Source organism: Amycolatopsis sp. NPDC104863 (assembly GCF_055582965.1).
On record NZ_JBVJOW010000003.1, the window covers coordinates 628,177 to 653,026 of the forward strand.

Genomic DNA, 24,850 nt, shown 5'->3' on the forward strand with positions numbered 1-24,850 from the left:
CGTTTCGGGGAGCGGTCAGAGGTCCAGGTCCACGACGATCGGCGCGTGGTCCGACGGGCCCTTGCCCTTCCGGGCCTCACGGTCCACATAGGAATCCGTCACGGCCGAGGTGAACCCCGCGTTGCCGTACACCAGGTCGATCCGCATGCCCTTGTTGTTCGGGAAGTTCCCGGCCCGGTAGTCCCAGTACGTGAACGGGTGGTCGTACTTCAACGGCCGCGGGAACACGTCCGTCAGCCCCAGGTCCCGCAGCCGGGCCAGGGCGTCGCGCTCCGGTTTCGTCACGTGGGTCGACTCCGCGAACAGCGTGATGTCCCAGACGTCCGCGTCCGTCGGGGCGACGTTGAAGTCACCCAGCACCGCGAACGGCGCGTCCGAAAGCTCCGAAGAAACCAGCGACCGCAACGCCTCCAGCCACTCCAGCTTGTACGCGTAGTGCGGGTTGTCCGGCTCGCGCCCGTTCGGCACGTACACCGACCACACCCGCACGCCGCCGCAGGTCGCCCCGATCGCGCGGGCCTCGGCCGCGCCGTCGAACTCCGGCTCGCCCGGCAGGCCGCGGACGACGTCGGACAGCCCCACCTTCGACACGATCCCGACGCCGTTCCAGCGCCCGAGCCCGTACGCCGCGACCTCGTAGCCCAGCGCCTCGACCTCGGCGGCCGGGAACTTCTCCGTCGTGTTCTTCAGCTCCTGCAGGCACAGCACGTCCGGCGCGCTCTTCTCCAGGAAGTCCAGCACCCGGGGCAGGCGGGGGACGATGGAGTTCACGTTCCAGGTGGCGATCCGCATGCCCGCGAGTTTCGCACACCCCACCGACAAAACCGGGGCGGCGCCGAAGCGCCGCCCCGGAAGAACCCGGCCTCAGACGCCCGCGGTCGACCGGATCCAGGACCGGCTCGACGCGACGCTCGCGTAGTTGTTCGTGCCGCGCGTGTTCGTCCCGCTCTGGTTCTGGACCGTCGAGGCGACGCCGACCTGCACGCCGTTGGCGACCTCGGGGCCGCCCGAGTCGCCCTTCCACGCCGCGCCGTTGATGCCGACGCTCTGGATCGCCCGGCCGCCGTAGGCGTCCGACGACCGGCCGGTGACCTGCACGTTCGCCACCTTCAGCGCCGACGCCGGCGGGCCGGTCGGGGTGGTGCGGCCCCAGCCGTAGAGCTGGTTGGTGCTGCCCGTCGCCGGGTCCGCGCTGCCGAGCGAGATCGGCCCGGTGCCGGTCGCCGAGGCCAGGTGCAGCAGGGCGATGTCGCCGTTCGGGGACTCGTACTTGCCGTCGACGGCGATCTCGGTGCCGGCGAACAGCGTGTTGCTGCCGACCTTCACGTGCATGCCCGAGCCGTCCTGGTCGAGGCAGTGCACGGCCGTCATGACCCAGCGGGCGGCGATCACGGTGCCGGAGCAGTTGAAGCCCTCGAAGTCGCGGCCGGGGGTGTTGACGTAGACCTGGGCGCCCCAGGAGACGGCCGGGGCGGTCCCGCCGCCGACGATGTTCGGCTGGACGCCGGCGGAGGCGGCCGCGCCACCGGCGAGGGTCAGCGCGACGGCGGCCGCGGAAGCGGCGCCGAGGATACGAAGAGAGCTCACGGTGGTGATCCTTTCGGATGGGACCCGAACCTGCTGGGTCGGAAAGTAACCACCGCGTCACCCGGGGCGACACCGCCGAAGGTCGCAACCGGACGAACACCCTACTTCCGGCGGGCGAACCGGGGGCGTGCGAGAACTGTCGGTGCCGCGCCATAGGCTGGGGGAGTGGCTGACCCGACCACCTACCGTCCCTCGCCGGGGAGCATCCCGGATGCCCCTGGCGTGTACAAGTTCCGTGACGCGACCAGGCGGGTCATCTACGTCGGCAAGGCGAAAAGCCTGCGCAGCAGGCTGAACTCGTACTTCGCCGACCTCGCGGGCCTGCACCCGCGCACGCGGCAGATGGTCACCACCGCCGCGAGCGTCGAGTGGACCGTCGTCACCACCGAGGTCGAGGCGCTCCAGCTCGAATACAACTGGATCAAGGAGTTCGACCCCCGGTTCAACGTCCGCTACCGCGACGACAAGAGCTACCCGGTGCTCGCGGTGACGCTGAACGAGGAGTTCCCGCGGCTGCACGTCTACCGCGGCGCGCGCAAGAAGGGCGTCCGCTACTTCGGGCCGTACGCGCACGCGTGGGCCATCCGCGAGACGCTCGACCTGCTGCTGCGGGTGTTTCCCGCGCGCACCTGCTCGGCCGGGGTGTTCCGGCGCCACGGCCAGATCGGCCGGCCCTGCCTGCTCGGCTACATCGACAAGTGCTCGGCGCCGTGCGTCGGGCGCGTCTCGGCCGACGAACACCGGGACATCGTCGAGGACTTCTGCGACTTCCTCGCGGGCAAGACCGACGCGATGATCCGGCGCCTCGAGAACGAGATGGCCGCGGCGTCGGACGAGCTGGAGTTCGAGCGCGCGGCCCGGCTGCGCGACGACCTCGGCGCGCTGCGCCGCGCCATGGAGAAGCAGGCCGTGGTGTTCGGCGACGGCACGGACGCCGACGTCGTGGCGTTCGCGCACGACGAGCTCGAGGCCGCCGTCCAGGTCTTCCACGTGCGCGGCGGCCGGGTCCGCGGCCAGCGTGGCTGGGTGATCGACAAGGCCGAGGAGATGGACGTCCCGGCGCTGGTCGACCACTTCATCACGCAGTTCTACGGCGAGCAGGCCGAGCTCGACGCGCGCGACGACGTCGACGCCGGGCCGGTCGTGCCGCGTGAGGTGCTGGTGCCCGAGCTCCCCGCCGACGCGGACGCGCTCGCCGAGTGGCTCACCGGCCTGCGTGGCTCGCGGGTGCAGGTCCGGGTGCCGCAGCGCGGGGACAAGAAGGCCCTCGCCGAGACGGTCGAGCGCAACGCGGGGGAGGCGTTCACCCAGCACAAGCTGCGCCGCGCCGGCGACCTGACGGCGCGCTCGGCGGCGCTGACCGAGCTGCAGGAGTTCCTGGCCCTGGACACCGCGCCGCTGCGCATCGAGTGCATCGACATCAGCCACATCCAGGGCAGCGACGTCGTGGCGTCGCTCGTGGTGTTCGAAGACGGGCTCGCGCGCAAGTCCGAGTACCGGCGCTTCGCGCTGCGCGAGGCGGCCGAAGAGGGTGACGTCGCGTCGATCGCCGAAGTCGTGCGAAGGCGCTTCTACCGCTACTTGAAGGAAACCGCCGAAGAGACGGACTCGTCGAAGCCCGGCATCGACCCGGAGACCGGGCGGCCGAAGAAGTTCGCCTACCCGCCGAACCTGCTGGTCGTCGACGGCGCGGGCCCGCAGGCCACGGCGGCCGCGGACGTGCTCGCGGAACTGGGCATCACCGACATCGCCGTGATCGGGCTGGCGAAGCGGCTGGAAGAGGTCTGGCTGCCCGCCGACCCCGACCCGGTGATCCTGCCCCGGACGTCGGAGGGGCTCTACCTGCTCCAGCGGCTGCGCGACGAGGCGCACCGGTTCGCTATCGCCTACCACCGCGAGAAGCGCTCCAAGCGGCTGCAGACGTCCGAATTGGACAGTGTGCCCGGGCTGGGGCAGGCTCGCCGCACCGCGCTGATCAAGCACTTCGGCTCGGTCAAGAAGCTCAAGCAGGCCAGGATCGAAGAGATCGAGGCGGTGCCCGGCTTCGGCAGGCGCACCGCGGAGGCCGTGGTCGCCGCGCTGGCCGGGGAGTCCGGCGCGAGCAACGGCACACAAGCAGGGGAGTAGGGAAAGACAGTGAGTGCGCAAGAGGAGATCCGCGGGTCCGGCATGGAGGTCGCGGTGGTGTCCGGGCTGTCCGGGGCCGGCCGCAGCACCGCGGCCAAGTGCCTTGAGGACCTGGGCTGGTTCGTCGTCGACAACCTGCCGCCGGAGCTGATCGCCACCATGGTCGAGCTGGGCGCGCAGGCGCGCGGCGCGATCACGAAGGTGGCCGTCGTCATGGACGTGCGCTCGCGCGCGTTCACCGACGACCTCGCCTCGGTGATCAAGGACCTGGACGCGCGGGGCTACAAGCCGCGCGTGCTGTTCCTGGAGGCGACCGACGCGGTGCTGGTGCGGCGCTTCGAGGCCGTGCGCCGCGGGCACCCGATGCAGGGTGACGGCCGGCTCGCCGACGGCATCACCGCGGAGCGGACGCTGCTGGAGCCGCTGCGCGAGGAGGCCGACCTGGTGCTCGACACGTCATCGCTGTCGGTGCACGACCTGCGGGCCAAGATCGAGGACGCGTTCGGGTCCGAGGCGAGCACGCAGACGCGCGTCACGGTGCTGTCGTTCGGCTACAAGTACGGCCTGCCGATGGACGCCGACCTGGTGATGGACGTCCGGTTCCTGCCGAACCCGTTCTGGATCCCGGAGCTGCGCGAACACACGGGCCTCGACGGCGAGGTCCGCAACTACGTCCTGTCCCAGGAAGGCGCCGAGGAGTTCCTCGACCGCTACCACCAGCTGCTGCGGCTCATCGGCGCCGGTTACAAGCGCGAGGGCAAGCGGTACCTGACGCTCGCCGTCGGCTGCACCGGCGGCAAGCACCGCAGCGTGGCGCTGTCGGTCGAGCTCGCCCAGCGTCTGTCCAAAGAGGACGGTATGGCCGTGAAGGTGGTGCACCGCGACCTTGGTCGTGAATAACGTGCGGGCGGTCGCCCTCGGGGGCGGCCACGGGCTGCACGCCACGTTGTCCGCGGTGCGGCGGGTGACCCCCGACGTCACCGCGATCGTGACCGTGGCCGACGACGGCGGGTCGTCTGGCCGGCTGCGGCGCGAGCTCGGGCTGCTGCCGCCGGGCGATCTCCGGCAGGCCTTCGCCGCCTTCGCGGCGGAGGACGGCGGCACGCTCTGGGCCGAGGTCTTCCAGCACCGCTTCGGCGGAGACGGCGCGCTGGCCGGCCACGCGGTGGGGAACCTGCTGCTGGCCGGGCTCTTCGAGGTGCTCGGCGACCCGGTGGCGGCGCTCGACGAAGCGTGCCGCCTGATGGGCGTCTCGGGCCGCGTGCTGCCGATGTCGCCGGAGCCGCTGGAGATCGAAGGCCAGGTCAGCGGCCTGGACAGCGAAAACCCCGAGGCGCTGCGCACGATCCGCGGGCAGGTCGCGGTGGCGTCGACGCCGGGGCAGGTGCAGCGCGTCAGCCTGCGGTCGCCGGGCGGCTCGGGGCGGCCGCCGCTGGCGTGCGAGGAAGCGGTGGAGGCGGTGCTCGGCGCCGACGTCGTTTTCCTCGGTCCGGGCTCGTGGTTCACGAGCGTTTTACCTCACCTGCTGGTGCCCGGCCTGCACGACGCGCTCGTGAAGACCACCGCGACGAAGGTGCTCGTGCTCAACCTTGTCCCCCAGCCGGGGGAAACCGCGGGATTCTCGCCGGAGCGGCACCTGGACGTACTCTTCGAGCACGCGCCCGATCTGCGGGTCGACGCGGTGATCGCGGACCGCGATTCCGTGCCCGACCCGGCGAATCTCCGGCGCGCGGCGGAACGGCTCGGCGGGCGCGCGCACCTGGGGGCGGTGGGCGACCCGGAAGTGGCGGGACGGCATGATCCTGATGCGCTCGCGCGATGCATGCGGGAGGCTCTCGGTCTCGGCAGGGACGGGGAGCACGGGGGAGGAGCGAAAGGCAGGGAGGGGCAGTAATGGCGATGACCGCCGCGGTGAAGGACGAACTGAGCCGGCTGGAGATCACGAAGATCGGGCCGCGCCGGGCGGAGGTCGCGTCGCTGCTTCGCTTCGCCGGCGGGCTGCACATCGTGGCCGGCCGGGTGGTCGTGGAGGCGGAGCTGGACACGGGCTCGGTGGCCCGGCGGCTGCGCAAGGAGATCCACGAGCTGTACGGCCACCACTCGGACGTCCACGTCATCACCGCCAGCGGCGGCCTGCGCAAGGGCACGCGCTACGTCGTGCGCGTGGTGAAGGACGGTGAGGGCCTGGCCCGCCAGACCGGGCTGATCGACCAGCGCGGCCGGCCGGTGCGCGGGCTGCCCGCGGCCGTGGTGTCCGGCGGGGTGGCCGACGCCGAAGCCGCGTGGCGGGGCGCGTTCCTCGCCCACGGCTCCCTGACGGAACCGGGCCGCTCGTCGTCGCTCGAGGTGACGTGCCCCGGTCCGGAAGCGGCGCTGGCGCTCGTCGGCGCGGCGCGCCGGATGGGCATCCAGGCGAAGTCCCGCGAGGTCCGCGGCGCCGACCGCGTGGTGGTCCGCGACGGCGACGCGATCGGCGCGCTGCTGACCCGCCTGGGCGCGCACACGAGCGTGCTGCAGTGGGAAGAACGGCGCATGCGCCGCGAGGTCCGCGCGACGGCGAACCGCCTGGCCAACTTCGACGACGCGAACCTGCGCCGCTCGGCCCGCGCGGCCGTGGCGGCGGCGGCCCGCGTGGAGCGCGCGCTGGAGATCCTCGGCGACACGGCCCCGGACCACCTCCTGGCGGCGGGCAAGCTCCGGTTGTCGAACCGGCAGGCGTCGCTGGAGGAGCTGGGTCAGCTGTCGGACCCGCAGATGACGAAGGACGCGGTGGCCGGGCGCATCCGCCGCCTGCTGGCGATGGCGGACAAGCGGGCCAAGGACCTGAGCATCCCGGACACCGAGTCCGCGGTCACGCCGGAGATGCTCGAAGAAGAAGACGCCTGACGAGGTCGCGCAGCCACGGCTCGGTGATGGCGGGCTCGCGCTGCAGGGTGTGGGCGAGCCGTTCCCGGACCGCGGGAGTGCGTCCGGCTTCGACGATCGCCACGGCTTCGGCCAGCGCGCGGCGGGTCCGGTCGTCGCGCGCCGGTTCGCGGACGTCCGGCGCGGCCCACAGCTCCCGGCCGAACGAGCGCGTCAGTTTCTGCTGGCGGTCGGCGAGGTAGCTGAACAACGCGGACTCGACGGAGACGTTCCGGATCGTCAGCTCGCGCGCCCAGTCCACGTGCTGGTGCCAGCGGTGGGTGTTCGGGCTGGTGTGGGTGCGCCGCGTCAGGCCGACGATCCGGATCCGGCGGAGGACGGCCGGCCAGTCCGTGCGGTCGTCCTCGGCCCAGTCCCGCAGGATGTCCAGCAGCTGCTTCAGCGTCCGGCCGGTCGACACGACGTCGGCGAAGACGATCGGCCTTGCTCCGCGGGCGAGGAGCGTGGGACTCAGCCCGTGCGCGGCCAGGTTGGCGCGCAGCTGCGCCACTTCGGCCGGGTGGAGGCGGCCGAAGAACCAGCTGTCGATCGACGCTGTCGACAGCGGCAGCAGGTGCAGCCGCGCCGGGTCGGGCAGGGCGCCGCCGAGCAGGTCGAACACCGAGTCCGCGGACCGGCCGACGAAGTACAGCTCGCCGTCGTCGGAGCGGGCGAGGACCTTGGCGGCGCAGTCGACGAGGTCCTGGAGGAACCACAGGTCCGGTTCGGGGAGGCCGTCGAGCAGGGTGCCGAGGTGGTCGGGGCGCAGGAGGTCCCAGCGGAACGGGCGGACCGGTTCGATCATGCCGGCATCGAGCGTTCGTGCTCGGCCATCAGCTCGGCGAGCCGGTCCGGACCGGCGGCGCCGGCGCCCGGGACGTCGCGCGGGGAAGTGCCGGCCGGGCCGTCGAGCGCGGGCAGGGCGAGCGCGCCGCGACGGGCCAGGACGGCCGCCGTCGCCACGAAGCCCTCCAGCAGCGCCCGCTGGATCGGGTGTGACGTCGCGCGGTACTCGGCGACCAGGGTGTCGGCGAACTTCGCGAAGGTCGCGCCGTCGATCGGGTGGTCGTCGGGATCGCCCGGGGTCACGCCGATCCCGGAGGGCAGGCCCGCGAGCGGGACCAGCGCCTCGGCGAGGTGCGCGAACAGGGTGCCGGGCCCGTTCGAGGGGTTCCAGACGGCTCGGCCGTCGATGCTGAAGTACTGGCTCATCACCGGCGAGCCTACGGACCGCCGCCAACCGGTTTTGGCGCGTCGCGTTAACGGGACCCGCCACTTCGTAACACCCCGGTAGCACCACGGCGCGATCGCCGAAACGCGGGACCTCGAACCTCGGGAAGGGATAGGCCGAACGAGGGAAGGGGAAAGCATGCGTGACGCACGCTTGCAGGTGTCGCCGGAGGTCGGCACCTGGCTCGCCCGTCGGAGCAGCAAGGTCGGCGACCGCACGATCGACGAGCTGGTCGCGGCCAAGCGCGGCACCACCGTCTCCGTGGTCATCCCGGCCCGGAACGAGGAAGCCACCGTCGGCGCGATCGTCACGGCGATCCGCGAGGAGCTCCAAGGGGTGCTCGTCGACGAGATCCTCGTCGTCGACAGCCATTCCACGGACGCGACGGCCTCGGTGGCCGCGGCCGCGGGTGCGGCGGTCGTCGCGCAGGACGCCGTCTTCCCGGCGCTCGACGGCCTGCAGGGCAAGGGCGAAGCGCTGTGGAAGGGTGTCGCGGCGACGACGGGCGACCTGGTCGTCTTCGTCGACGGCGACCTCTACGACTTCACGACGGACTACGTCACGGGTCTGCTGGGCCCGCTGCTGACCGACCCGTCGGTGGCCTACGTCAAGGGGTTCTACCACCGCCCGCTCAAGGGCGAGGCCGACGGCGGCGGCCGGGTCACCGAGCTCGTCGCGCGGCCGCTGCTGAACATGTTCTGGCCGGAGCTGGCCGGCTTCGTCCAGCCTCTGGCCGGTGAGTACGCGGGACGGCGCGAGGTGCTGGAAAGCATCCCGTTCGTGGTGAACTACGGCGTCGAGATCGGCCACCTCATCGACCTGACGGAGCTGCGCGGCCTCGACGCGCTGGCCCAGGTCGACCTCGGCCACCGCGTGCACCGCCACCAGAGCACGCAGGCCCTGGGCCGCATGTCGGGCCAGATCATGCAGACGCTGTTCGACCGCCTGGAACGCTACGACCGCCTGGTGACAGCGGTCCCCCCGGCGACGATCCTCGCCCAGTTCCAGCGCGGGACGTCGGCGGACGGCGTCGAGCGTGAGCTGGTGCTGACGGACGTGACGTCCCGCCAGCGGCCGCCGCTGAACAGCTTGCCGGCGGTGATCCGGCCGGAGAACGCCCTGCAGGAGACGGCGTAGGTCAGGCGGGCACCCGCTCGGGCCGCCACCCCGGCGGCCCGAGCACGTACCCGGCCCGCTCCCGCCACGTCCGGGCCCCGTGCAGGTCGCGCAGGATCGACCCGTACTCGTGGAAGCCGACCTTCAGCAGGTTGTACGTGTTGATGTTCTTCGTCAGCCCGTACGTCGGCCGCCTGCCCTCCGGGACGAAGCTGCCGAACATCCGGTCCCAGATGATCAGGATGCCGCCGTAGTTGGCATCAAGATATTCGGCGTCGCTGCCGTGGTGGACGCGGTGGTGGGACGGGGTGTTGAAGACGTACTCGAACCAGCGTGGCAGCTTGCCGACCTTCTCCGTGTGCACGAAGAACTGGTAGACCAGGTCGATCGACAGCCCGGTCAGGATCATCCACGGCGGGATCCCGCACAGCGCCAGCACCGACCAGAACGGCAGCTGGAAGTACGGCGTCCACTTCTGGCGCAGCGCCGTCGAGAAGTTGTAGTGCTCGCTCGAGTGGTGCACCTGGTGCCCGGCCCACAGCAGCCGCACGCGGTGGCTCGCCCGGTGGTAGGCGTAGAAGACCAGCTCCTGGCCGAGCAGCATGAGCACCCACGTCCACCAGTCGCGCGGGTCCAGCCGCACCGGGGCCAGCTCGAACAGCGCCGCGAAGACGAAGAGCATCACCAGCCGGAACAGCGCGTTGACGCCGACCGCGACCGTGCCCATCAGCATGCTCGTGCGGGTGTCGGCGGGGCTGTAGCCGATGACGTTGTCGTCGTGGCCGAGCACGTGCACCGCGACGATCTCGATCACCACGAACAGCAGGAACACCGGCACCGCGAACAGCACGGGGTCGCGCAGGTGCGCCAGGAACTCGGCCACGTCGCCTCCTCGGATCTGACCTGACGGTAACTTACCCTAGGGTCACTTTACGCACGGTAGGCTCTCGGGCGTGACGGAGTCAAGGGCGGTCGGGACCAAGGGCATGCCGCGCGAAGAGCGCGAGGCCCAGCTCGTCGTGGCCGGCACCGAGGAGTTCGGCCGGGCGGGCTACGCGGGTGCGTCCATGGTCGAGATCGCGCGCCGGGTCGGCGTCACGAAGCCGTTGCTGTACCAGTACTTCGGCTCGAAGGAAGGCCTGTACCTCGCCTGCCTGCACCGCGCGGGCGACCGGCTGACCGAAGGTGTCGCGACGACCATGGCGGCGGGCGGCGAGCCCGACCAGATGCCGCTGAAGGTGCTTTCGGCGATCTTCACGACGTTCGACCACGACCGGTACGCCTGGCGCCTCCTGCGCGACGAGACAGTGCCGGGCAGCGGCGACATCGCCGCCGCGGCGGCGGACTACCGGCGTCGCCTGGACGCGTTCGCCGTGCTCGGCGCGACGCAGCTGATGACTTCGCGCGGCCTGGCCGACCCGGTGGACATCGAGGCGATAGCGCAGGTCTGGACCGGGGTGGTCGACTCGCTGATCAGCTGGTGGATCGACCGCCCGGACGAGGACGCGGACGCGATGTCGGCCCGCTGCGCGCGCATCATGGCCGGCCTTTTCGGCTGGTGACGGCCCTGGCGACCACGGACAGTTGCCCGTTCGCCGATCCGTACCGCTAACGGCGTAGCGAAACGGGTCCCGTTCGCGATTAATCAGGGAAGCCGTCCCGTCGAGAGGTGTCCCATGCCCGAACCCGCCGATCCCGCCGTCCAGCGTCTCGCCGCGCGGTTCACCGAGGACCTGCTCGACGGCTGCCGGGTGCTGGCCAGGGACTACGGCTACCGGCCCGCCCAGTTCGAACGCATGGTGCGCGACCACGGCGGCGTCGAGGCGGCCCGCCTGCTGCTGCGCGGCGCGGGCACCGCCGGCGGGTTCACCGTGCTCTGGGAGAAGAACCAGCTCGGCCGCAGCTCCGAAGCGACCATGCTGCGCGAGGAGTACGCGGACCTGTTCACCGCCGACGAGCTGCTGCTCGCGCGACGGCGGCTGGAGGAGCACGGCTTCGACGTCGACGCCCACCTCCGCCGGATCGCCGGCAGCGGGCCCGCGCCGGCGGGCATCTGAGCGTATTCCCGCCGAGGTTGCCTTTTCGGATAACGAATTCTTCACGAAAGAAGATCTCCGGATTCCGGTCAGCCCCTTCGGGTGATTGGTGTGCCATTTCCCCGTCCCTATTCTGGGAGGCGAAGGGGGTCGGATGCGCACATTCATCATCGGTTTCGCGGTCCTGCTCGGTTTTGTGTTCCTTCCGCCCGCGGCGGATGCCGATTCGACGATTCCGGGGCTGGCCGTCACGCTCAGTCCACGCCAGGGGCCGCCGGGCACGGCCATCGCGGTGACCGGCAGCGGTTACCACGCCTGTCCCGATTACGGGAACCGCACGGTTTCGCTTTCCTGGGACGGGTGGGGCAGCCAGGCCGTCGTCCCGATCCGGTCCGACGGCACGTTTTCCGGCACGGTGACGGTGCCCGCCAACGCCGCGCAGGGCGGCGGGCACACCGTCGTGGGCCAGTGCGTCGACGGCGGCGACTGGGCCCGCACCGCCTTCACCGTCGGCCCGGCCGCCCAGCAACCGCCGCCACCCCGGCCGGGCCCGACCACGCCGAGCCGGCCCGTCACGACGGCGAATTCGTTACCACCCGCGACAACCGTGCCAGGCACGACCGCCGCGCCACCGCCGGCCACACCGCCGCCCGGGGTGACCACCACGGTCGTTCCCCCGGCCACCCGGCCACCGGAGGCCACGCGCTCCCAGGCCGTCGGGCCACCGGCCGCGACGCCGGGAAACCCGCCGCCACCGGGCAACCCGCCGCCGGACAGCCACGATGGCCTGCCGCAGACCGGGCTGGAGAAGTCCCTTCCCCGGCTGGGAGAGATCCACTATTCCTTGCTGCAGGCCGGAATCCTGCTCGGCGTCCTCGCGCTGGTGGCCTGGTTCGCCCTCGGCTGGCCCGCCGAGCTGGCCAACGAGACGTACAAGCGCCACGAGGCCACCATCCACCGCTGGCTGGGCATCACCGCGGCCCGGCGCCGGCTACGCCGTCCGGAAAAGCCGAAGGAGAAACGCGCGTCGGCGTGGCCGGTCGTCGTGCTGTTCTCGGCCGCGGCCGCGTTCCTGACCGCGTACGGCCAGGAAGAACTGTTCTCCCGTGATTTCTACCTCCAGGCCGGGTGTTTCCTGGTCGCCGTTCCGCTGGTCGTGCTGAGCTACGAGTTCGCGATCGAGTCCTACCACCGCGACGGCGACGCCGAGCGCGTCCGGATCGTGCTTTCGGCGCTGGTGCTCGCGGCGGGCTGCGCAGCGGTGTCGCATTGGCTGCGCTTCGAGCCCGGATACGTCTACGGCCTCGTTCTCGGCTACACCGCGCTGCGGAACCGGAAACCGACGGAGAAGCAGAAGGCCGTCGGCGTGCTGCGCGGGGTCGCGGTGCTGCTGGCGATCAGCCTCGGAGCGTGGGCGCTGTGGCAGTTCGGCACCCGGCCCGTCGCGGGTGACGGCGCGCCGCTCGGGCTGCGCGTGCTCGACCTGCTGCTGGCGCAGGTCACCGTCGTCGGCATGGAGACGCTGCTGATCGGCCTGCTGCCGCTGAGGTTCCTGCACGGCCACGCGCTGTGGGCGTGGCGGCGCCCGGTCTGGTACGCGACGTACGTCGTGGTCGCCGGCGCGTTCCTGTTCGGCGTCCTCGGACCGCGGCTGGTCGCGAAGCCCACGAGCGAGGTGCTCGCGTCGCTCTGGCTGTTCCTGGGGTTCTGCCTCGGTTCGTTCGCGTTCTGGGGCTTCTTCGCCTGGCGCGACCGGCGGCTCCGGGAAGAACGGCGCCCGTCCTGCCTCGAAGCGGAGACGGCCGTGCCGTGAAGTAGGGCGGCAGGGGGTGACCGGCGCCGCTCCGGTCACCCCCTGCCGCGGCTTTCTAGGCCGCCGCGCTGGACTTTCCGCGCAGCTGCACGTTCGCCGTCGACGCGCCCTTGATCGCGGTTTCGATCTGGGCCATCGTCGAAGACGAGCTCAGGCCGGGGACCGTCGCGGTGTTGAGGGCGTAGAGCGTGAACGTGTACGGGTGGCTGGACCCGCCCGGGCAGGGGCCGAAGTACTTCTGCGCGTTCGCCCCGCTGCCCATGGCCTTCTGTTTCGCGCCACCCTGGTTCGGCACGGTGTACCCGGCGCCGAGGCCTTCCGGCAGCGAGCGGGCCGCCGCCGGGACGTCCCAGATCGCCCAGTGCAGCTTGTTGCCGCTGTTCGCGGTGTCGGCGAACACGACGGCGTAGCCCTTCGCCCCGGTGGACGCGCCCCACGTGAGCGGCGGTGACGGGTCCTGGCCCGCCGTGCCGTCGCCGGCGCAGGTGTACTTGTCCGGGATCGTCGTGTTGTCGCCGAACGCCGAGCTCGTCAGCTTGAAGTCACCGGGGGTCGAGCCGCCGGGGAACTTCAACCGCACGATGACGTTGTCGATGCCGCTCGGCGAGCCGCCGTTCTTGTCGTCGTTGGTCGAGGTCAGCCACAGCCCGCCGTCCGGGGGCTTCGTCACCGAACGCAGGCGGCCCCACCGGCCGGAGAACAACGTCGACACTGTGCCGACCCCCGTGCCCGCCGCGTTGATCTGGGTGGCGAACATCTGCTCACCGGTGACGCCGGCGATGTAGATCCAGTCGTTGACGATCTCGATGCCGGACGGCCCGGCCTGCGACGTCGACCAGGTCTTCTTCGGGGCGATGAAGCCGCTGCAGCTGCCCTGCGTGCCTTCGCAGCTCGGCCAGCCGAAGTTGCCGCCCTTCTGGATCAGGTTGAGCTCGTCCTGGCTGCTCTCGCCGAACTCCGCCGCCCACAGCTGGCCGCGGGAGTCCCAGGCCAGGCCCTGCGGGTTGCGGTGGCCGTAGCTGTAGACGTACCGGGCGTTGCCGCCGGTGGCGTAGAACGGGTTGTCGCTCGGGGCCGAGCCGTCGGCGTTGAGCCGCAGGATCTTCCCGTTGAGCGAACTCTTGTTCTGCGCGTTGTCGCTGTTCTTCGCGTCGCCGACGGTGGCGTAGAGCTTGCCGTCCGGGCCGAACTTGATCCGGCCGCCGTTGTGGTAGCGGTTCTTCGCGATCCCGGTCAGCACCGGCGTCGACGTCGAGGACAGCGTGGTCCCGTCGTAGGTCATCTTCACGATCCGGTTGTCGCCGGATGCCGTGTGGTACAGGTAGATCGTGTGGTCGCTCGACCAGTTCGGCGAGATCGCCAGGCCGAGCAGGCCGCCTTCGCCGTTCGTGCCGACCGCGCCCGGGACCTTGCCCAGCGTCGTCTTCTGGCCGGACGGCGTCACCAGCAGGACCTCGAACCGGTCCCGCTCGGTCACCAGCGCGTTGCCGTTCGGCAGGAAGTCCACGGACCAGCCGAGGTCGACCTTCGTGATGTCCTTGTCGTACTCCGGGATGCCCCCGGCGCCGCCCGGAGCGCTGGTCTTCGCGGTCACCGCGTTGCTGGCCGCCGAGCTGTTGCCGTCGGGGTCACGCGCCTTCACCGTGAACGTGTACGAGGTGTTCGGGTTCAGGTTCGTGACGGTCGTCCCGAGTGACGTCGTGGTAGCGACCTTGGTGCTGCCTTGGAAGACGTCGTAGCCCGCGACCGTGCCACCGTTGTCGGTGGAAGCGTTCCACGCCAGCGAAACGCTGTTCGCGGTGACGCCGGTGGAGCGCAGGTTGCCCGGCACGGTCGGCGGGGTCGTGTCGTCGCTCGGCGGCGTGGTGAAGGTGACCACGTTGCTCTGCTGCGACGGGTTGCCCGCGGCGTCGAACGCGCCGACGGAGATGTCGTAGGCGGTGTTCGGGGTCAGGTTGGTGACTGTCGCCGACGTCGTGGTCCCGTCGACGGTCTTGAGGATGTTGCCACCGCGGTTGATCTCGTACCGCACCACGCCGACGTTGTCGGTCGCGGCGGTCCAGGAGAACGTCGCGGCGGTGGGCAGGATGTTGCTCGCGACGAGGTTCGACGGCGGCGTGGGCGGCTCGCCGTCGGTCGGCGCGGTGAAGGTGTCGGTGAGCTTGTCCGCGTTCGGGCCGCCGTTGGCGGTGGTCGCCGTGGTGCGGATCTTGTTGACACCGGCGGTCAGCTGCACGCTCGCGGTGACGGTCTTCCACGTCGTCCACGCGCCGGTGCCGGGGAAGTCGACGGTGCCCTTGTCCCCGCCGTCGACGACCAGCTTCACCGGCCGGTTGTCGGCGGTTCCGTTGGCGTAGCGGAAGGTCAGCGTGTGCGTGCCCGCCTGCGCGGCGTTCACGGAGTATTCGACGTAACTGCCGACGACGTTGTCGAAGTTGACGAACCCGGTGCCGGAGTACCCGGCATGGTTCGACTCGACGACGCCTTGCGACACGACGGCGTTCTCGGACTCGTAGTCCGTTGCCGCGGCGGCGAAAGCGCTTACCGGGGAGAGCGCGGTCAAGCCGAGCGCCGCGACGGCGGTGCCGGCCAGGACCACGCGCCACGGTGGACGGGGTGCCACTGGGAGCCTCCTGCGTGGGTCGGGGGACAGGGGGTGACCGGGGCGGAATGGTCGGCGGACCACCGGAACGGGGGTGAAATAGTTAGGAAACTTTCCTATCTATGGGACAGATCTCACACCCTCCGAGCGGGTCGTGTCAATACTCGACGCACGCGCTCACCCTTGGTGAAGAAGGGTTTCCCGCTGAGCGGGGCGCGTGCCCGGAAACCGGAACGCGCGGCAGCGGTCAGCGGCAGGGCGGCACCGGTGTACCGCCAGCTGTCCGGGGCGAAGTGGTCGGTCGCGCCGCCGTGGTCCGCCGGGCCGGTCAGCGTGAACGGGGGCCGCCCGCCGGGTTCCGGGCCCACCTCGCGCCCGGTCAGCGGCCCGCGACGGTCGCCGCCTCCGCGGCCCAGTCCCGCGGCACGAGGAACGACGTCAGCTCCGCCTCCGGGCTCCCCGGCTCCGGCGTGAACTCGAACTCCCACCGCGCCAGCGGCGGCAGTGCCATCAGGATGGCCTCGACGTAACCGCCGGTCTGCAGGCCGAACCGTGTGCCGCGGTCGTGGACCAGGTTGAACTCGACGTACCGGCCGCGGCGGTAGAGCTGCCACTGGCGCTCGCGCTCGCCGTGCGGCAGCTCGTGGCGGCGGCGGACCAGCGGGAGGTACGCGGGCGCGATCGTGGCGATGCCCGCCGCGGTGAACGCGGCCACGCGCCGCCAGCCGTCCGGGCCCGGGAGGTGCAGGTGGTCGAAGAAGATGCCGCCGACGCCGCGGGTCTCGCCGCGGTGGGGCAGCCGGAAGTAGTCGTCGCAGGCGCGCTTCGCCTGCGCGTGGAACGCCGGGTCGAACGTGTCGCAGTAGTTCTTGAGCACCCGGTGGAAGTGCGCCGCGTCCTCGGCGAAGCCGTAACACGGCGTCAGGTCCGCGCCGCCGCCGAACCACCACGTGCCGCCCGACTCGAAGTAGCGGAAGTTCGCGTGGAACGCCGGGACGTACGGGTTGCGCGGGTGGATCACCACCGACAGCCCGGTCGCGAAGAACCCGCCGTCCGGGTCGAGGCCGTGCTGCGCCGCGACCGCCTCGGGCAGGGTTTCGCCGTGCACGGCCGAATAGTTGACGCCGGCGCGCTCGAAGACGTCGCCGTTCTCCAGCAGCCGCGCCTGACCGCCCCCGCCTTCGGGCCGCTGCCACGTGGACCGCCCGAAGCGGCCCCCGCCGTCGAGGCGTTCCAGTTCCGCAACCAGCTCGCGCTGGCCGGAGCTCATCATCGCCTTGACGGCGTCACGTCTGCTGTCCGCACCCGAAAGCATGGCCCCCACCCCCGGAGGCAGGTTACCAGCGAACGCAGGTCAGCCGGCGATTTCCGCGCGTGCGACGACCTTGGTGATCTTCGCCCGGACGAGTGCCTCTTCGGGCACGGCGTTGCGCTTGCCGTACTCCTCGGCGCGGTCGGCGCCCATGTAGCGGCCGCCGAGGCGGGTCGCCCACGCCAGCGTCTCGTCGTGGTCGTGGGTCAGCCGCGCTTCGGCGGTGAACTGGACGTAGGAGTACGGCGGCTGCTGGTCGTCGACGACGAGCGAGATCCGCGGGTCGCGGGTGATCGCCTTGCCCTTGATCGTCTCGGTGCCGGTGTTGAAGATCAGCTCGTCGCCGTCGGGGCCCTCGTTCAGCAGGAACCAGATCGGCGCGACGATCGCGGCGCCGTTCGCCCGGACGACGGCGAGCTTGCCGGTCCGGGTGCCCTCCGAAGCGAACTTCCACCACTCTTCGCGGCTCATCTCACGCATGTGAGCGACGTTAGCCCGTCACCCGCGCGTGCGCAGAGGGTGGCCGACTAGCCTGGCCTGCTGTGCGAGACGACGAGACCGGCGGCCCGGGCCTGGCCGACGAGGGGCTGACGCGCCGCCTCAAGGCGCTGGCCTGCACCGCGCCGCTGCACGACCTGGACGCGCGCAAGGCCCTGCTCGACTGGGCCGACGCCACGATCTACCAGATGGCCGAGATCGCGCTGCACACGATCGACCAGGTCACCATCGCGATGGACTTCGACACCGGCGCCGGCCACGACGAGGTCATCGACCGGCTGCTGCCGTTCATCGCCGCCCAGGCGCCGTCGCGGATGCCCGAAGAGCACGTCCGCGTGGCCAAGTGGGTGCTGGACAACCTGATCAACGTCGGCACCACCGACCGCGGCTTCCGGCGCGTCTACGGCTCGATGGGCCCGGGCGGCTACCAGCGCCGCCAGTTCGACTTCAAGCTGCTGGTCGAGCTGGCCGCGCCGGACGGCGAGGTCTACCTGCGCGCCACCGACGAGGCGATCAACGTCCTGGTCGGTGCGCTCGACACCGACGTCGAGTCGGCGCAGATCGCCGCCGAGGTGAAGCTCGAGAACCTGATCAACCGCGGCCGCCTGGCCGACGCGAAGCTGGCCGCCGAGCAGGCCCGCTACCGGACCGTCCAGTACGGCGAGGTGCTGCGCGCGAAGCTCGACGCCACCCGCCGCGACGTCCGGTCGGTCGACTGGGAGCGTGAGGTCCCGGAGCTGCTCGACAGCGCGCTGAGCCACATCGAAGCTCGCTTCCGCGCCGAGAACGCCATCCTCAAGAACATCACCACCGCCCGCGACGAGACCGAGGACCTCGACCGCAAGCGCCGCGCCGCCGAGCTCGTCGACATCGTCGGCGACTGCATCCGCCGGCACACGCGCCTGCAGTCCCGGCTGGCCGACGCGGGTGCGGTCTTCCGCGCCGAGCAGGACCGCCAGCAGTTCTCCGGACCACCCCAACGGGCGACCCTCGACCTGTTCGGCCAGCTCCTCGTGCCGACGCTCGGCCTGCCGCTGGCCGACGCCGTCGCCCCGGCCGAGCACTTCTTCCACGCCGCGGCGGGCATCACGGCGCCCGTCGTGCCGTCGCTGTCGAGCCTGGTCTCGCTGCTGCTGCGGCCCGCGCCCGAGCGTGACCAGCTCGTCGGCGAAATCCCGGAGCCCGAGCTGATGCCCGCCGAGGTCACCGACAAGTTCGGCGACGACGTCTGGCGCGCGGCCGACGAGCTGCTCGACCTGCCGGAGGTGCCGCGCCGGCTGTCCGGCCTCATCGAAGAGGCCCGCCGCAGCCGCCAGCCCGGCCTCGCCGCCCTGGTCGCGCTGCGCGCCGTCCACGCCTACAGTCCCGGGATCGGCGCCGCCCGGCGCCAGGGGGACCGCTCGGTGCTGCTCGCCGTCGACGACGGCGTCCTCCTGGACGACCCGGAGTTCGGTGGCGCCGACCTGCTGCTGTCCACCGCCGCCGTAGAGCGGGCCGACGAAGAAGAGGAAGTCGCGTAATGGCGCTGTCCCACAGCAGCGTGGACGCCGAGGCCGCGGCCCGGCTGGTCGCCTTCGGCATGCGGCCGAAGCAGCTGCCCGCGCGTGACGTCGTCTACGGCGACCTCGTGCGCCGCTACGGCGAGGACAACGCGTTCAAGGCGCTCACCCACGCCGTCGCGGCGGGCCTCGGGCTGATGGTGCTGGAGGTCAACCAGCAGGCCGGCGCGGTGCTCGCGGCCACCGACGAGTCCGTCTTCGAGATCAAGATGGACTCCTACGCCCGGCAGGCCAAGATCCGCGAGCGCCGCGAGACGGAGAAGGTCCTGCACGGCCTCATCCACCTCGCCACCGCCGCGCTCGGCTACCCGCGCCCGGACGACCTCGCCAACGACACCTACATCGGCCGCGTCAGCGTCGAGCAGGTCGACGCGATGGTCCGCGAGGCCGCCCGCATGCTCGACGAACGCGCCGCGGCGGCCGAGGCCAACAACGACCCGCTGGCCGATGCGCCCGAGCTCGAACAGGCCTGGCGCGCCTACGCCCGCCGTCCCGCGGCCGCGGCGACAAAGGACGGGCGCCTGGCCGCCGACACCACCCGCGGCATGGTCAGCCGTGCCCTGCGCTTCCTCGCCGACCAGGGCTTCCTGGTCCCGGTGAGCGACGAGCAGGGCGGCACCTATCGCACCACACCGCGCTACCAGATCCAGGTCCGCGAACTCGCCGCCGACGCCGCCTTCGACGACCTGCTCGCGCTGGACGTCGTGGCCGTCGCGAACGCCGGGGGCACGTTGCGCGCCACGGCGTCGGACACGCTGTAGAGGGGAATCGATGTACGAGCTTTCGCGGGTCCGCCTGCACTCGGTGGGCCCGGCGGGCGCCCGCTACCAGGACGTCGTCCTCGACTTCAGCGGGGTCGGCGCCAAGATCACCGCGCCCCAGCAGGACGCCCTGTTCAGCGCCGGCATCCACGCGACCGGGCCGGCCGAGCTGCGCCGCCCGTCCCCGGCGAGCGTGCTGTTCCTCGAGAACGGCGGCGGCAAGTCCGTCCTCATCAAGCTGATCTTCTCGGTCATGCTGCCCGGGCGCCGCCAGGTCGTCGGCACCACCAGCACGAAGGTGCTCGAGAAGTTCGTCGCCGCCAAGGACGTCTCGCACGTCGTGCTGGAGTGGCTGCACGTCGAGAGCGGGCACCGGATCATCACCGGCAAGGTCTCCGAATGGCGCGGGCACGTCGTGTCCGCCGACTCCGAGAACCTCGTCGACTCCTGGTACTGCTTCCGCCCGACCGCCGCGCTGGCCCTCGGCTCGCTGCCGATGACCCAGGACGGCCGGCTGCTCACCATGTCCGGCTTCCACGACAAGCTCGCCGCCGCGCAGCTGGCCGAGCCGGAGCTGGAGCTGTCCTGGACCCGGCGCCACCACGAGTGGACCGGCCGGCTCGACACGCTCGGGCTCGACACCGAGCTGTTCCGCTACCAGCGCGCGATGAACGCCGGCGAGGGTGAGGCGGCGGACGCGTTCGCCTTCGGCACCGACGACGCGTTTGTCGAGTTCCTGCTGCGCGCGGTGATCTCCGAGGACGAGCCGAAGGACCTCGCCGAGGTCGTCTCGACCTACGCGCACAACCTCGCGCAGCGCGGAGACCTGCTGTCGGAGCGCGACTTCGTGGCGGGCGCGCTGGATCTGCTCGGGCCGCTGGCCGCCGAAGAAGGCGTCGCCGCGGAGTCGCGGAAGATCGCGGAGTCCGCGAAGGCCGACATGGCGTCGCTCGCCGGTCGTGTCGTCGCGCGCAACGAGCTGGAGAACGCGCGGCTGTCCGGGCTCGAAGACCACGTCACCGAGGTCAAGTCCGCGGAGAAGCTCGCCGAGGGTGACCACCGGCGGCTCGCGGCCGGGGTCACGGAGCTGCGCCGCCTGGTCGCGGTGCTGCGCCTGGACGAGGCCCAGGAGGCCCGCAAGCGCGTCGACGCCGAACTCGCGACGGCGAAGACCGCCGCGGAAGCGTGGCGCGAGACGGCGACCGTGCTCAACCAGCTGAACGCGGCCCGCAAGGCGAAGGACCTGCGCGAGCTCGTCGGCAGCCGTGAAGAGAAGGCGCGCCCGGCGCTGCAGGCGCGCAACAACGCGGCGTCCGCGCTGGCCCGCGGGCTGCATTCGCTGGCGCAGGACGCCCAGCGCCAGGCCGACAAGGCCGAGGCGCACGCGGGCGCGTTGCGTGCCGAAGCGGAGAAGGCCCAGACCGAGCGTGACGAGGCCGCGAACCTCGCGGCCGCCCGGCGGGCCGAGGCGCGCGGGCTGACCGCGCGGATCACCGAGCTGCGGGAAGAGGTCCAGAACGCCGTCCGCGGCGGGCTGCTGTCCTCGGGCGCCGACGTCGCGGACGCGTCCCGGGCCGCTCGCTCCGCGGCGGAATCGGCGTCTGCTGAGCTGGCCCGGCGCGAGCAGGAGCTGGACCGTGTCGCGGCGGATCTCCAAGCGGCGCAACGGGCCGTGAACGAGGCGCACCAGCTCGCGGGCACCACCCAGGACCGCTTCGAACGCGCCACCGAGGACCTCGACCGGGCGCATCGCCGCACCGACGCGCTCGCGGCCGAAAGCCGTCTCGTCGAGCTGCTCGGCGCGGACGAGGTCGCCCTCGAGAGCGACCTGCCGGTGCTGCTGGAACGGCTGCGCGAAGCGAGCGCGTCCGTCGAGAAGGAGCAGACCGCGCTGCGGATGGAGGAGTCCGCCGACGAGCGGGCCCTCTCCGCGCTCGGCTCCGGCGGGCTGCTGCCGCCGCCCGAAGACGTCCAGGCCGCACTGGACGCGTTGGAAGAAGCCGGGATCACGGCGTGGTCCGGCTGGCGTTATCTGTCCAAACTGGACTCTTCGCGCCGGGACGAGGTGCTGGAAAGCCTGCCGCAGCTGGTGTCCGGGGTGCTGTTGAACGACGCCGCGCACGCCGATCGCGCCCGGGACGTGCTGACGAAGCGGCGGCTGCTGCCGTCCGCGATCATCGCCGTCGGCACCACCGAGGGCCTCCTGGCCGAGGCGCCCGCCGCGCCCGGTGTCGAGTTCCTCGTGCCGCCGAACCCCGCGATGTACGACGAAGAAGCCGCCGACGCCGAGCGGGAAGCCGTGGCGCGGCGGAACACCGAGCGCCAGCGGCGGCTGGAGTCGTTGTCCGCCAAGCTGTCCGCAGACGGCGCGTTGACGTGGAAGCTCACGACCTGGCGTGAGGACTACCCGCCCGGCGCTATCGCGACGCTCGCCGAGCAGGCCCAGGCGGCCCGCACGGCACGCGAAACCGCGCGCACGGCGCTGGAGCAGGCGGACGCGGAGTTCGCGCGGTTGAGCGAAAAGACCGCGTCACTGCGTGAGCGCGTCCCCGAGCTGCGGGCGGCCGCGGCCGAAGCCGAGGAGAAAGCGCGGCGGCTCGGTGAGCTGGGGGCGCGTGGCGCCCGGATCGCGGAGTGGACCGAGGACGTCGAGCGCGCCACCGAGGTCGCCGAACGCGCGGATCTGCAGGCCGCCGACGCCGCCGGCAAGGCCGCGCGGCTGCGTGAGCAGGCAGGGGAGGAGCAGCGCACCGCCGACGGCCACCGCCGGACCGCGACCACCGCTCGCGCCGAGCTGGCCGAAGTCCCGGGCGCGGCCGACATCGACGGCACGGTGGACGGCTTGCCGTCCGAGCCGGTCGACGCGTTGCGGCGGACCTACCTGTCGGCGTCCGAGTCTTACGCGAAGGTCGAGGTCGGCAGCGACCTGCGGGCCGAGCTGGAGCAGGCCGAGTCGGCCGAAGCGGCCGCGGGTTCGGCCGTCGAGTCGCTCGACGAAGCCGTCCGTTCGCGGGCCGCGGAACTGCTGGAAACCCCCGACGGCTCCGACGCCTCGGCCCGCGCGGCCGCGTTGGCGCGCGCCCGCCGGGTTGTCGACGGCCTGGAGGACGAGCGCACCGAGGCGATCGGCCTGGTCTCGACCCGGCGCGCCGAGCTGGACGCGTTGCCGCTGCAGAACGGCGTCTCGGGGGAGAAGCCGCGCGACATCGAGCACGGCCTCGAGCTGATCGACGCCGCCGGGCTGGAGATGTCCGTGGCCGCGCGGAAGTGGGAAGAGCTGCAGGAACGCCGGGCCGCGGCGGAGGCCACGCTCGAGTCGGCGAAGAGCTCGGCGTCCGGCTTCTCGCTGCTCGCCGAGTCGATGGCCCACCTGGTGACCGACACCGACGCCGTGGCCTACGACGGCGACGTCGACACCGCCCGCGCGCAGCACACGCGGCTGAACGCGACGCTGTCCGAGGCGCAGGACGCCGCCGACGCGGGAGACCGGCGGGTGCGTGCCGCCGCCGACCAGCTCGCGCAGTACGCGACGGAGAAGCGGTTCGAGAAGCTGAGCACGCCGGTGCGGCAGCAGGTCATCTCCGTCAAGCGCGACCAGCTCCCGGCGCACGCCGCCGAGTGGGCCGAAGCGCTGCGGCCACGGCTGCGGTCGCTCACCGACGACCTCGCGCAGATCGACCGGCACCGCGGCGGCATCATCACGCGCCTGCAGGGCATGGTCGACGGCGCGCTCCGGCAGCTGCGCTCGGCCCAGCGCGTCTCCCGGCTGCCCGACGGCCTCGGCGACTGGTCCGGGCAGGAGTTCCTCCGGATCCGCTTCACCGAGCTGGAGGACAACGCGCTGACCGAGAAGCTCGGCGAGGTCGTCGACGAGGCCGCCGTGGGCAAGACGGCGGACGGCCGCGACGTCAAGCGCGACGGGCTTTCCCTGGTGCTGCGCGGAGTCCGCGCCGCGGCGCCGAAGGGGTTCCGCGTCGACATGCTCAAGCCGGACTCGGTGCTGCGGACCGAACGCCAGCGCGTCTCGGAGATCCGCGACGTCTTCTCCGGCGGCCAGCAGCTGACCGCGGCGATCATCCTGTACTGCACGCTGGCCGCGTTGCGGGCCAACAACCGCGGCAAGGTCCGCAACCGGCACTCGGGTGTGCTGTTCCTGGACAACCCGATCGGCCGCGCGTCCGCGGGATACCTGCTGGAGCTGCAGCGCGCGGTGGCGGAAGCGCTCGGCGTGCAGCTGATCTACACGACGGGCCTGTTCGACGCGGGCGCGTTGTCGGAGTTCCCGCTGATCGTGCGGCTGCGCAACGACGCCGACCTGCGGGCGGGCCGGAAGTACCTGTCGGTCGACTCGACGATCCGCACGTCGCTGGAGGACCTGGGCGAGCCCGACGGCGTCGCGCGCCTCTCGGCGACGCGGATGTTCTCCCGGACCGCCGACGAGCCCGAGGATTCCGCCGAAGGCGAACAGAGCGCCTGAGCGGAACACCCCGGGAGCGCGGGAGGTTGACGCGCGCATGACGAACCTGGGGGCGCTGGGCGCCACGTTGGGCACGACCGGGCCGGAGACCGTCACGGCCGCCGCGGAGCTGGACGAGCTGGGCTACGCCACGCTGTGGCTGGCCGGCGGGCAGGGCAACAACCTGCCGCTGATCACCGACGTGATCCACGGGACGGCGAAGATCCCGGTGGCGAGCGGCATCCTCCCGGTCGACCGGGTGCCCGCGGCCGACGTCGCCCGGGCGTACGCGGACCTGCCGGCCGGGCGGTTCGTAGTCGGCCTCGGTGGCGCCCACGGCCCGCGTCCGCTGGCCACGCTGAACGACTACCTCGACGAGCTGGACGACACCGTCCCGGCGGCCGACCGCATCCTGTCCGCGCTCGGCCCGAAGATGCTGGAGCTGGCCCGGGACCGCGCGGCCGGGGCGTACCCGTTCCTGGTGACGACGGACTACGTCGCCTCGGCGCGGGAGATCCTGGGCGCGGGGAAGCAGCTGGTGGTGCTGCTGAGCGTCGTCCCGGACTCCGGCACCTCCGCGGCCCGCGATAAGGCCCGTTCCGGCTCGCTCCGGTTCCTGGCCGGGATGCCGGGCTACGCGAACAACTTCCGCCGCATGGGCTTCACCGACGCCGACGTCACGGACCTGTCGGACCGGCTGGTCGACGGGCTCACCGTGCGCGGCGACCTCGACGCCGTGGTGGCCCGCCTGCGCGAATACCGGGCGGCGGGGGCGGACCAGGTGGTCGTCCCGGCCAGTGACCTGCCTCGCGAGTGGTGGCCCGCGCTGGCGGAGGCCATCCGCTGAC

The 24,850-nt window shown here is 71.9% G+C and carries 20 protein-coding genes; 12 read left to right on the plus strand and 8 right to left on the minus strand.

Annotated features, from left to right (window positions below; translation table 11 throughout):
* Positions 1-15 precede the first annotated feature (15 nt).
* On the minus strand, positions 16-792 hold the full coding sequence (locus tag ACZ63J_RS19615) for an exodeoxyribonuclease III (RefSeq protein ID WP_465405094.1): 777 nt from the start codon (positions 790-792) through the stop codon (positions 16-18).
* A 72-nt stretch (positions 793-864) separates the two neighbouring features.
* Positions 865-1,587 (minus strand): S1 family peptidase, encoded by a 723-nt coding sequence (locus tag ACZ63J_RS19620; RefSeq protein WP_465311159.1) that lies wholly within the window; start codon positions 1,585-1,587, stop codon positions 865-867.
* Positions 1,588-1,752: 165 nt separating this feature from the next.
* Here ACZ63J_RS19620 and uvrC point away from each other — a divergent pair, with 165 nt between their 5' ends.
* Genes uvrC through whiA form a run of 4 tightly spaced genes read left to right on the plus strand, consistent with a single transcriptional unit; the run spans position 1,753 to position 6,600 of the window.
* The gene (gene uvrC, locus ACZ63J_RS19625) at positions 1,753-3,714 is read left to right on the plus strand and encodes an excinuclease ABC subunit UvrC (RefSeq protein WP_465405096.1); all 1,962 of its coding nucleotides are present in this window, start codon (positions 1,753-1,755) and stop codon (positions 3,712-3,714) included.
* Between the two features lie 42 nt (positions 3,715-3,756).
* Positions 3,757-4,614, plus strand: a complete 858-nt coding sequence (rapZ, locus tag ACZ63J_RS19630; RefSeq protein ID WP_003101350.1) for an RNase adapter RapZ — start codon at positions 3,757-3,759, stop codon at positions 4,612-4,614.
* Between the two features lies 1 nt (position 4,615).
* Positions 4,616-5,608, plus strand: coding sequence for a gluconeogenesis factor YvcK family protein (locus ACZ63J_RS19635; protein ID WP_465337736.1), 993 nt, complete (start codon positions 4,616-4,618; stop codon positions 5,606-5,608).
* Positions 5,608-6,600, plus strand: coding sequence for a DNA-binding protein WhiA (gene whiA, locus ACZ63J_RS19640; RefSeq protein ID WP_395923744.1), 993 nt, complete (start codon positions 5,608-5,610; stop codon positions 6,598-6,600). Before ACZ63J_RS19635 ends, whiA begins: the two co-directional genes overlap by 1 nt.
* Here whiA and ACZ63J_RS19645 read toward each other — a convergent pair.
* A complete protein-coding gene (locus ACZ63J_RS19645; RefSeq protein ID WP_465405097.1) occupies positions 6,566-7,423 on the minus strand; it encodes a hypothetical protein in 858 nt (285 codons plus the stop codon). The genes whiA and ACZ63J_RS19645 overlap by 35 nt on opposite strands.
* A complete protein-coding gene (locus ACZ63J_RS19650) occupies positions 7,420-7,830 on the minus strand; it encodes a DUF6086 family protein (RefSeq protein ID WP_465405099.1) in 411 nt (136 codons plus the stop codon). Before ACZ63J_RS19650 ends, ACZ63J_RS19645 begins: the two co-directional genes overlap by 4 nt.
* Positions 7,831-7,987: 157 nt before the next feature.
* Here ACZ63J_RS19650 and ACZ63J_RS19655 point away from each other — a divergent pair, with 157 nt between their 5' ends.
* Positions 7,988-8,986: a glucosyl-3-phosphoglycerate synthase gene (locus tag ACZ63J_RS19655; protein ID WP_465405101.1), complete on the plus strand. Its 999-nt coding sequence runs from the start codon at positions 7,988-7,990 to the stop codon at positions 8,984-8,986.
* Between the two features lies 1 nt (position 8,987).
* Here the strand turns inward: ACZ63J_RS19655 and ACZ63J_RS19660 are convergent, their stop codons facing one another.
* A complete protein-coding gene (locus tag ACZ63J_RS19660; RefSeq protein ID WP_465405103.1) occupies positions 8,988-9,848 on the minus strand; it encodes a sterol desaturase family protein in 861 nt (286 codons plus the stop codon).
* 70 nt (positions 9,849-9,918) lie between these two features.
* Between ACZ63J_RS19660 and ACZ63J_RS19665 the strand changes: the two genes are divergently transcribed.
* The 3 genes from ACZ63J_RS19665 (at position 9,919) to ACZ63J_RS19675 (ending at position 12,814) form a co-directional block, all read left to right on the plus strand.
* Complete coding sequence (locus tag ACZ63J_RS19665; protein ID WP_465405105.1) at positions 9,919-10,527, plus strand: TetR/AcrR family transcriptional regulator; 609 nt, start codon at positions 9,919-9,921, stop codon at positions 10,525-10,527.
* A 114-nt stretch (positions 10,528-10,641) separates the two neighbouring features.
* On the plus strand, positions 10,642-11,022 hold the full coding sequence (locus ACZ63J_RS19670; protein ID WP_465405107.1) for a hypothetical protein: 381 nt from the start codon (positions 10,642-10,644) through the stop codon (positions 11,020-11,022).
* Positions 11,023-11,155: 133 nt separating this feature from the next.
* Positions 11,156-12,814: an FGLLP motif-containing membrane protein gene (locus ACZ63J_RS19675; RefSeq protein WP_465405109.1), complete on the plus strand. Its 1,659-nt coding sequence runs from the start codon at positions 11,156-11,158 to the stop codon at positions 12,812-12,814.
* A gap of 55 nt (positions 12,815-12,869) precedes the next feature.
* Here the strand turns inward: ACZ63J_RS19675 and ACZ63J_RS19680 are convergent, their stop codons facing one another.
* The 3 genes from ACZ63J_RS19680 to ACZ63J_RS19690 form a co-directional block, all read right to left on the minus strand.
* Positions 12,870-15,437 carry a PQQ-dependent sugar dehydrogenase gene (locus tag ACZ63J_RS19680; protein WP_465405110.1) on the minus strand — a complete coding sequence of 856 codons (2,568 nt, stop codon included), beginning with the start codon at positions 15,435-15,437 and terminating at the stop codon, positions 12,870-12,872.
* Positions 15,438-15,795: 358 nt separating this feature from the next.
* Positions 15,796-16,731, minus strand: a complete 936-nt coding sequence (hemF, locus tag ACZ63J_RS19685; RefSeq protein ID WP_465405112.1) for an oxygen-dependent coproporphyrinogen oxidase — start codon at positions 16,729-16,731, stop codon at positions 15,796-15,798.
* 39 nt (positions 16,732-16,770) lie between these two features.
* Entirely contained in the window at positions 16,771-17,208 is a 438-nt protein-coding gene (locus tag ACZ63J_RS19690; RefSeq protein ID WP_465405114.1) for a PPOX class F420-dependent oxidoreductase, read from the minus strand.
* A 62-nt stretch (positions 17,209-17,270) separates the two neighbouring features.
* Between ACZ63J_RS19690 and ACZ63J_RS19695 the strand changes: the two genes are divergently transcribed.
* From ACZ63J_RS19695 to ACZ63J_RS19710, 4 genes are read left to right on the plus strand one after another with little or no spacing between them, the layout of a single operon-like run.
* The gene (locus ACZ63J_RS19695; RefSeq protein WP_465311175.1) at positions 17,271-18,746 is read left to right on the plus strand and encodes a hypothetical protein; all 1,476 of its coding nucleotides are present in this window, start codon (positions 17,271-17,273) and stop codon (positions 18,744-18,746) included.
* Positions 18,746-19,546, plus strand: coding sequence for a hypothetical protein (locus tag ACZ63J_RS19700; RefSeq protein WP_465311176.1), 801 nt, complete (start codon positions 18,746-18,748; stop codon positions 19,544-19,546). The genes ACZ63J_RS19695 and ACZ63J_RS19700 overlap by 1 nt, the downstream gene beginning before the upstream one ends.
* 10 nt (positions 19,547-19,556) lie before the next feature.
* Positions 19,557-24,023, plus strand: coding sequence for a coiled-coil domain-containing protein (locus ACZ63J_RS19705; protein WP_465405116.1), 4,467 nt, complete (start codon positions 19,557-19,559; stop codon positions 24,021-24,023).
* 37 nt (positions 24,024-24,060) lie between these two features.
* Positions 24,061-24,849, plus strand: coding sequence for a TIGR03620 family F420-dependent LLM class oxidoreductase (locus tag ACZ63J_RS19710; RefSeq protein ID WP_465405118.1), 789 nt, complete (start codon positions 24,061-24,063; stop codon positions 24,847-24,849).
* The last annotated feature ends 1 nt before the right edge of the window (position 24,850 follow it).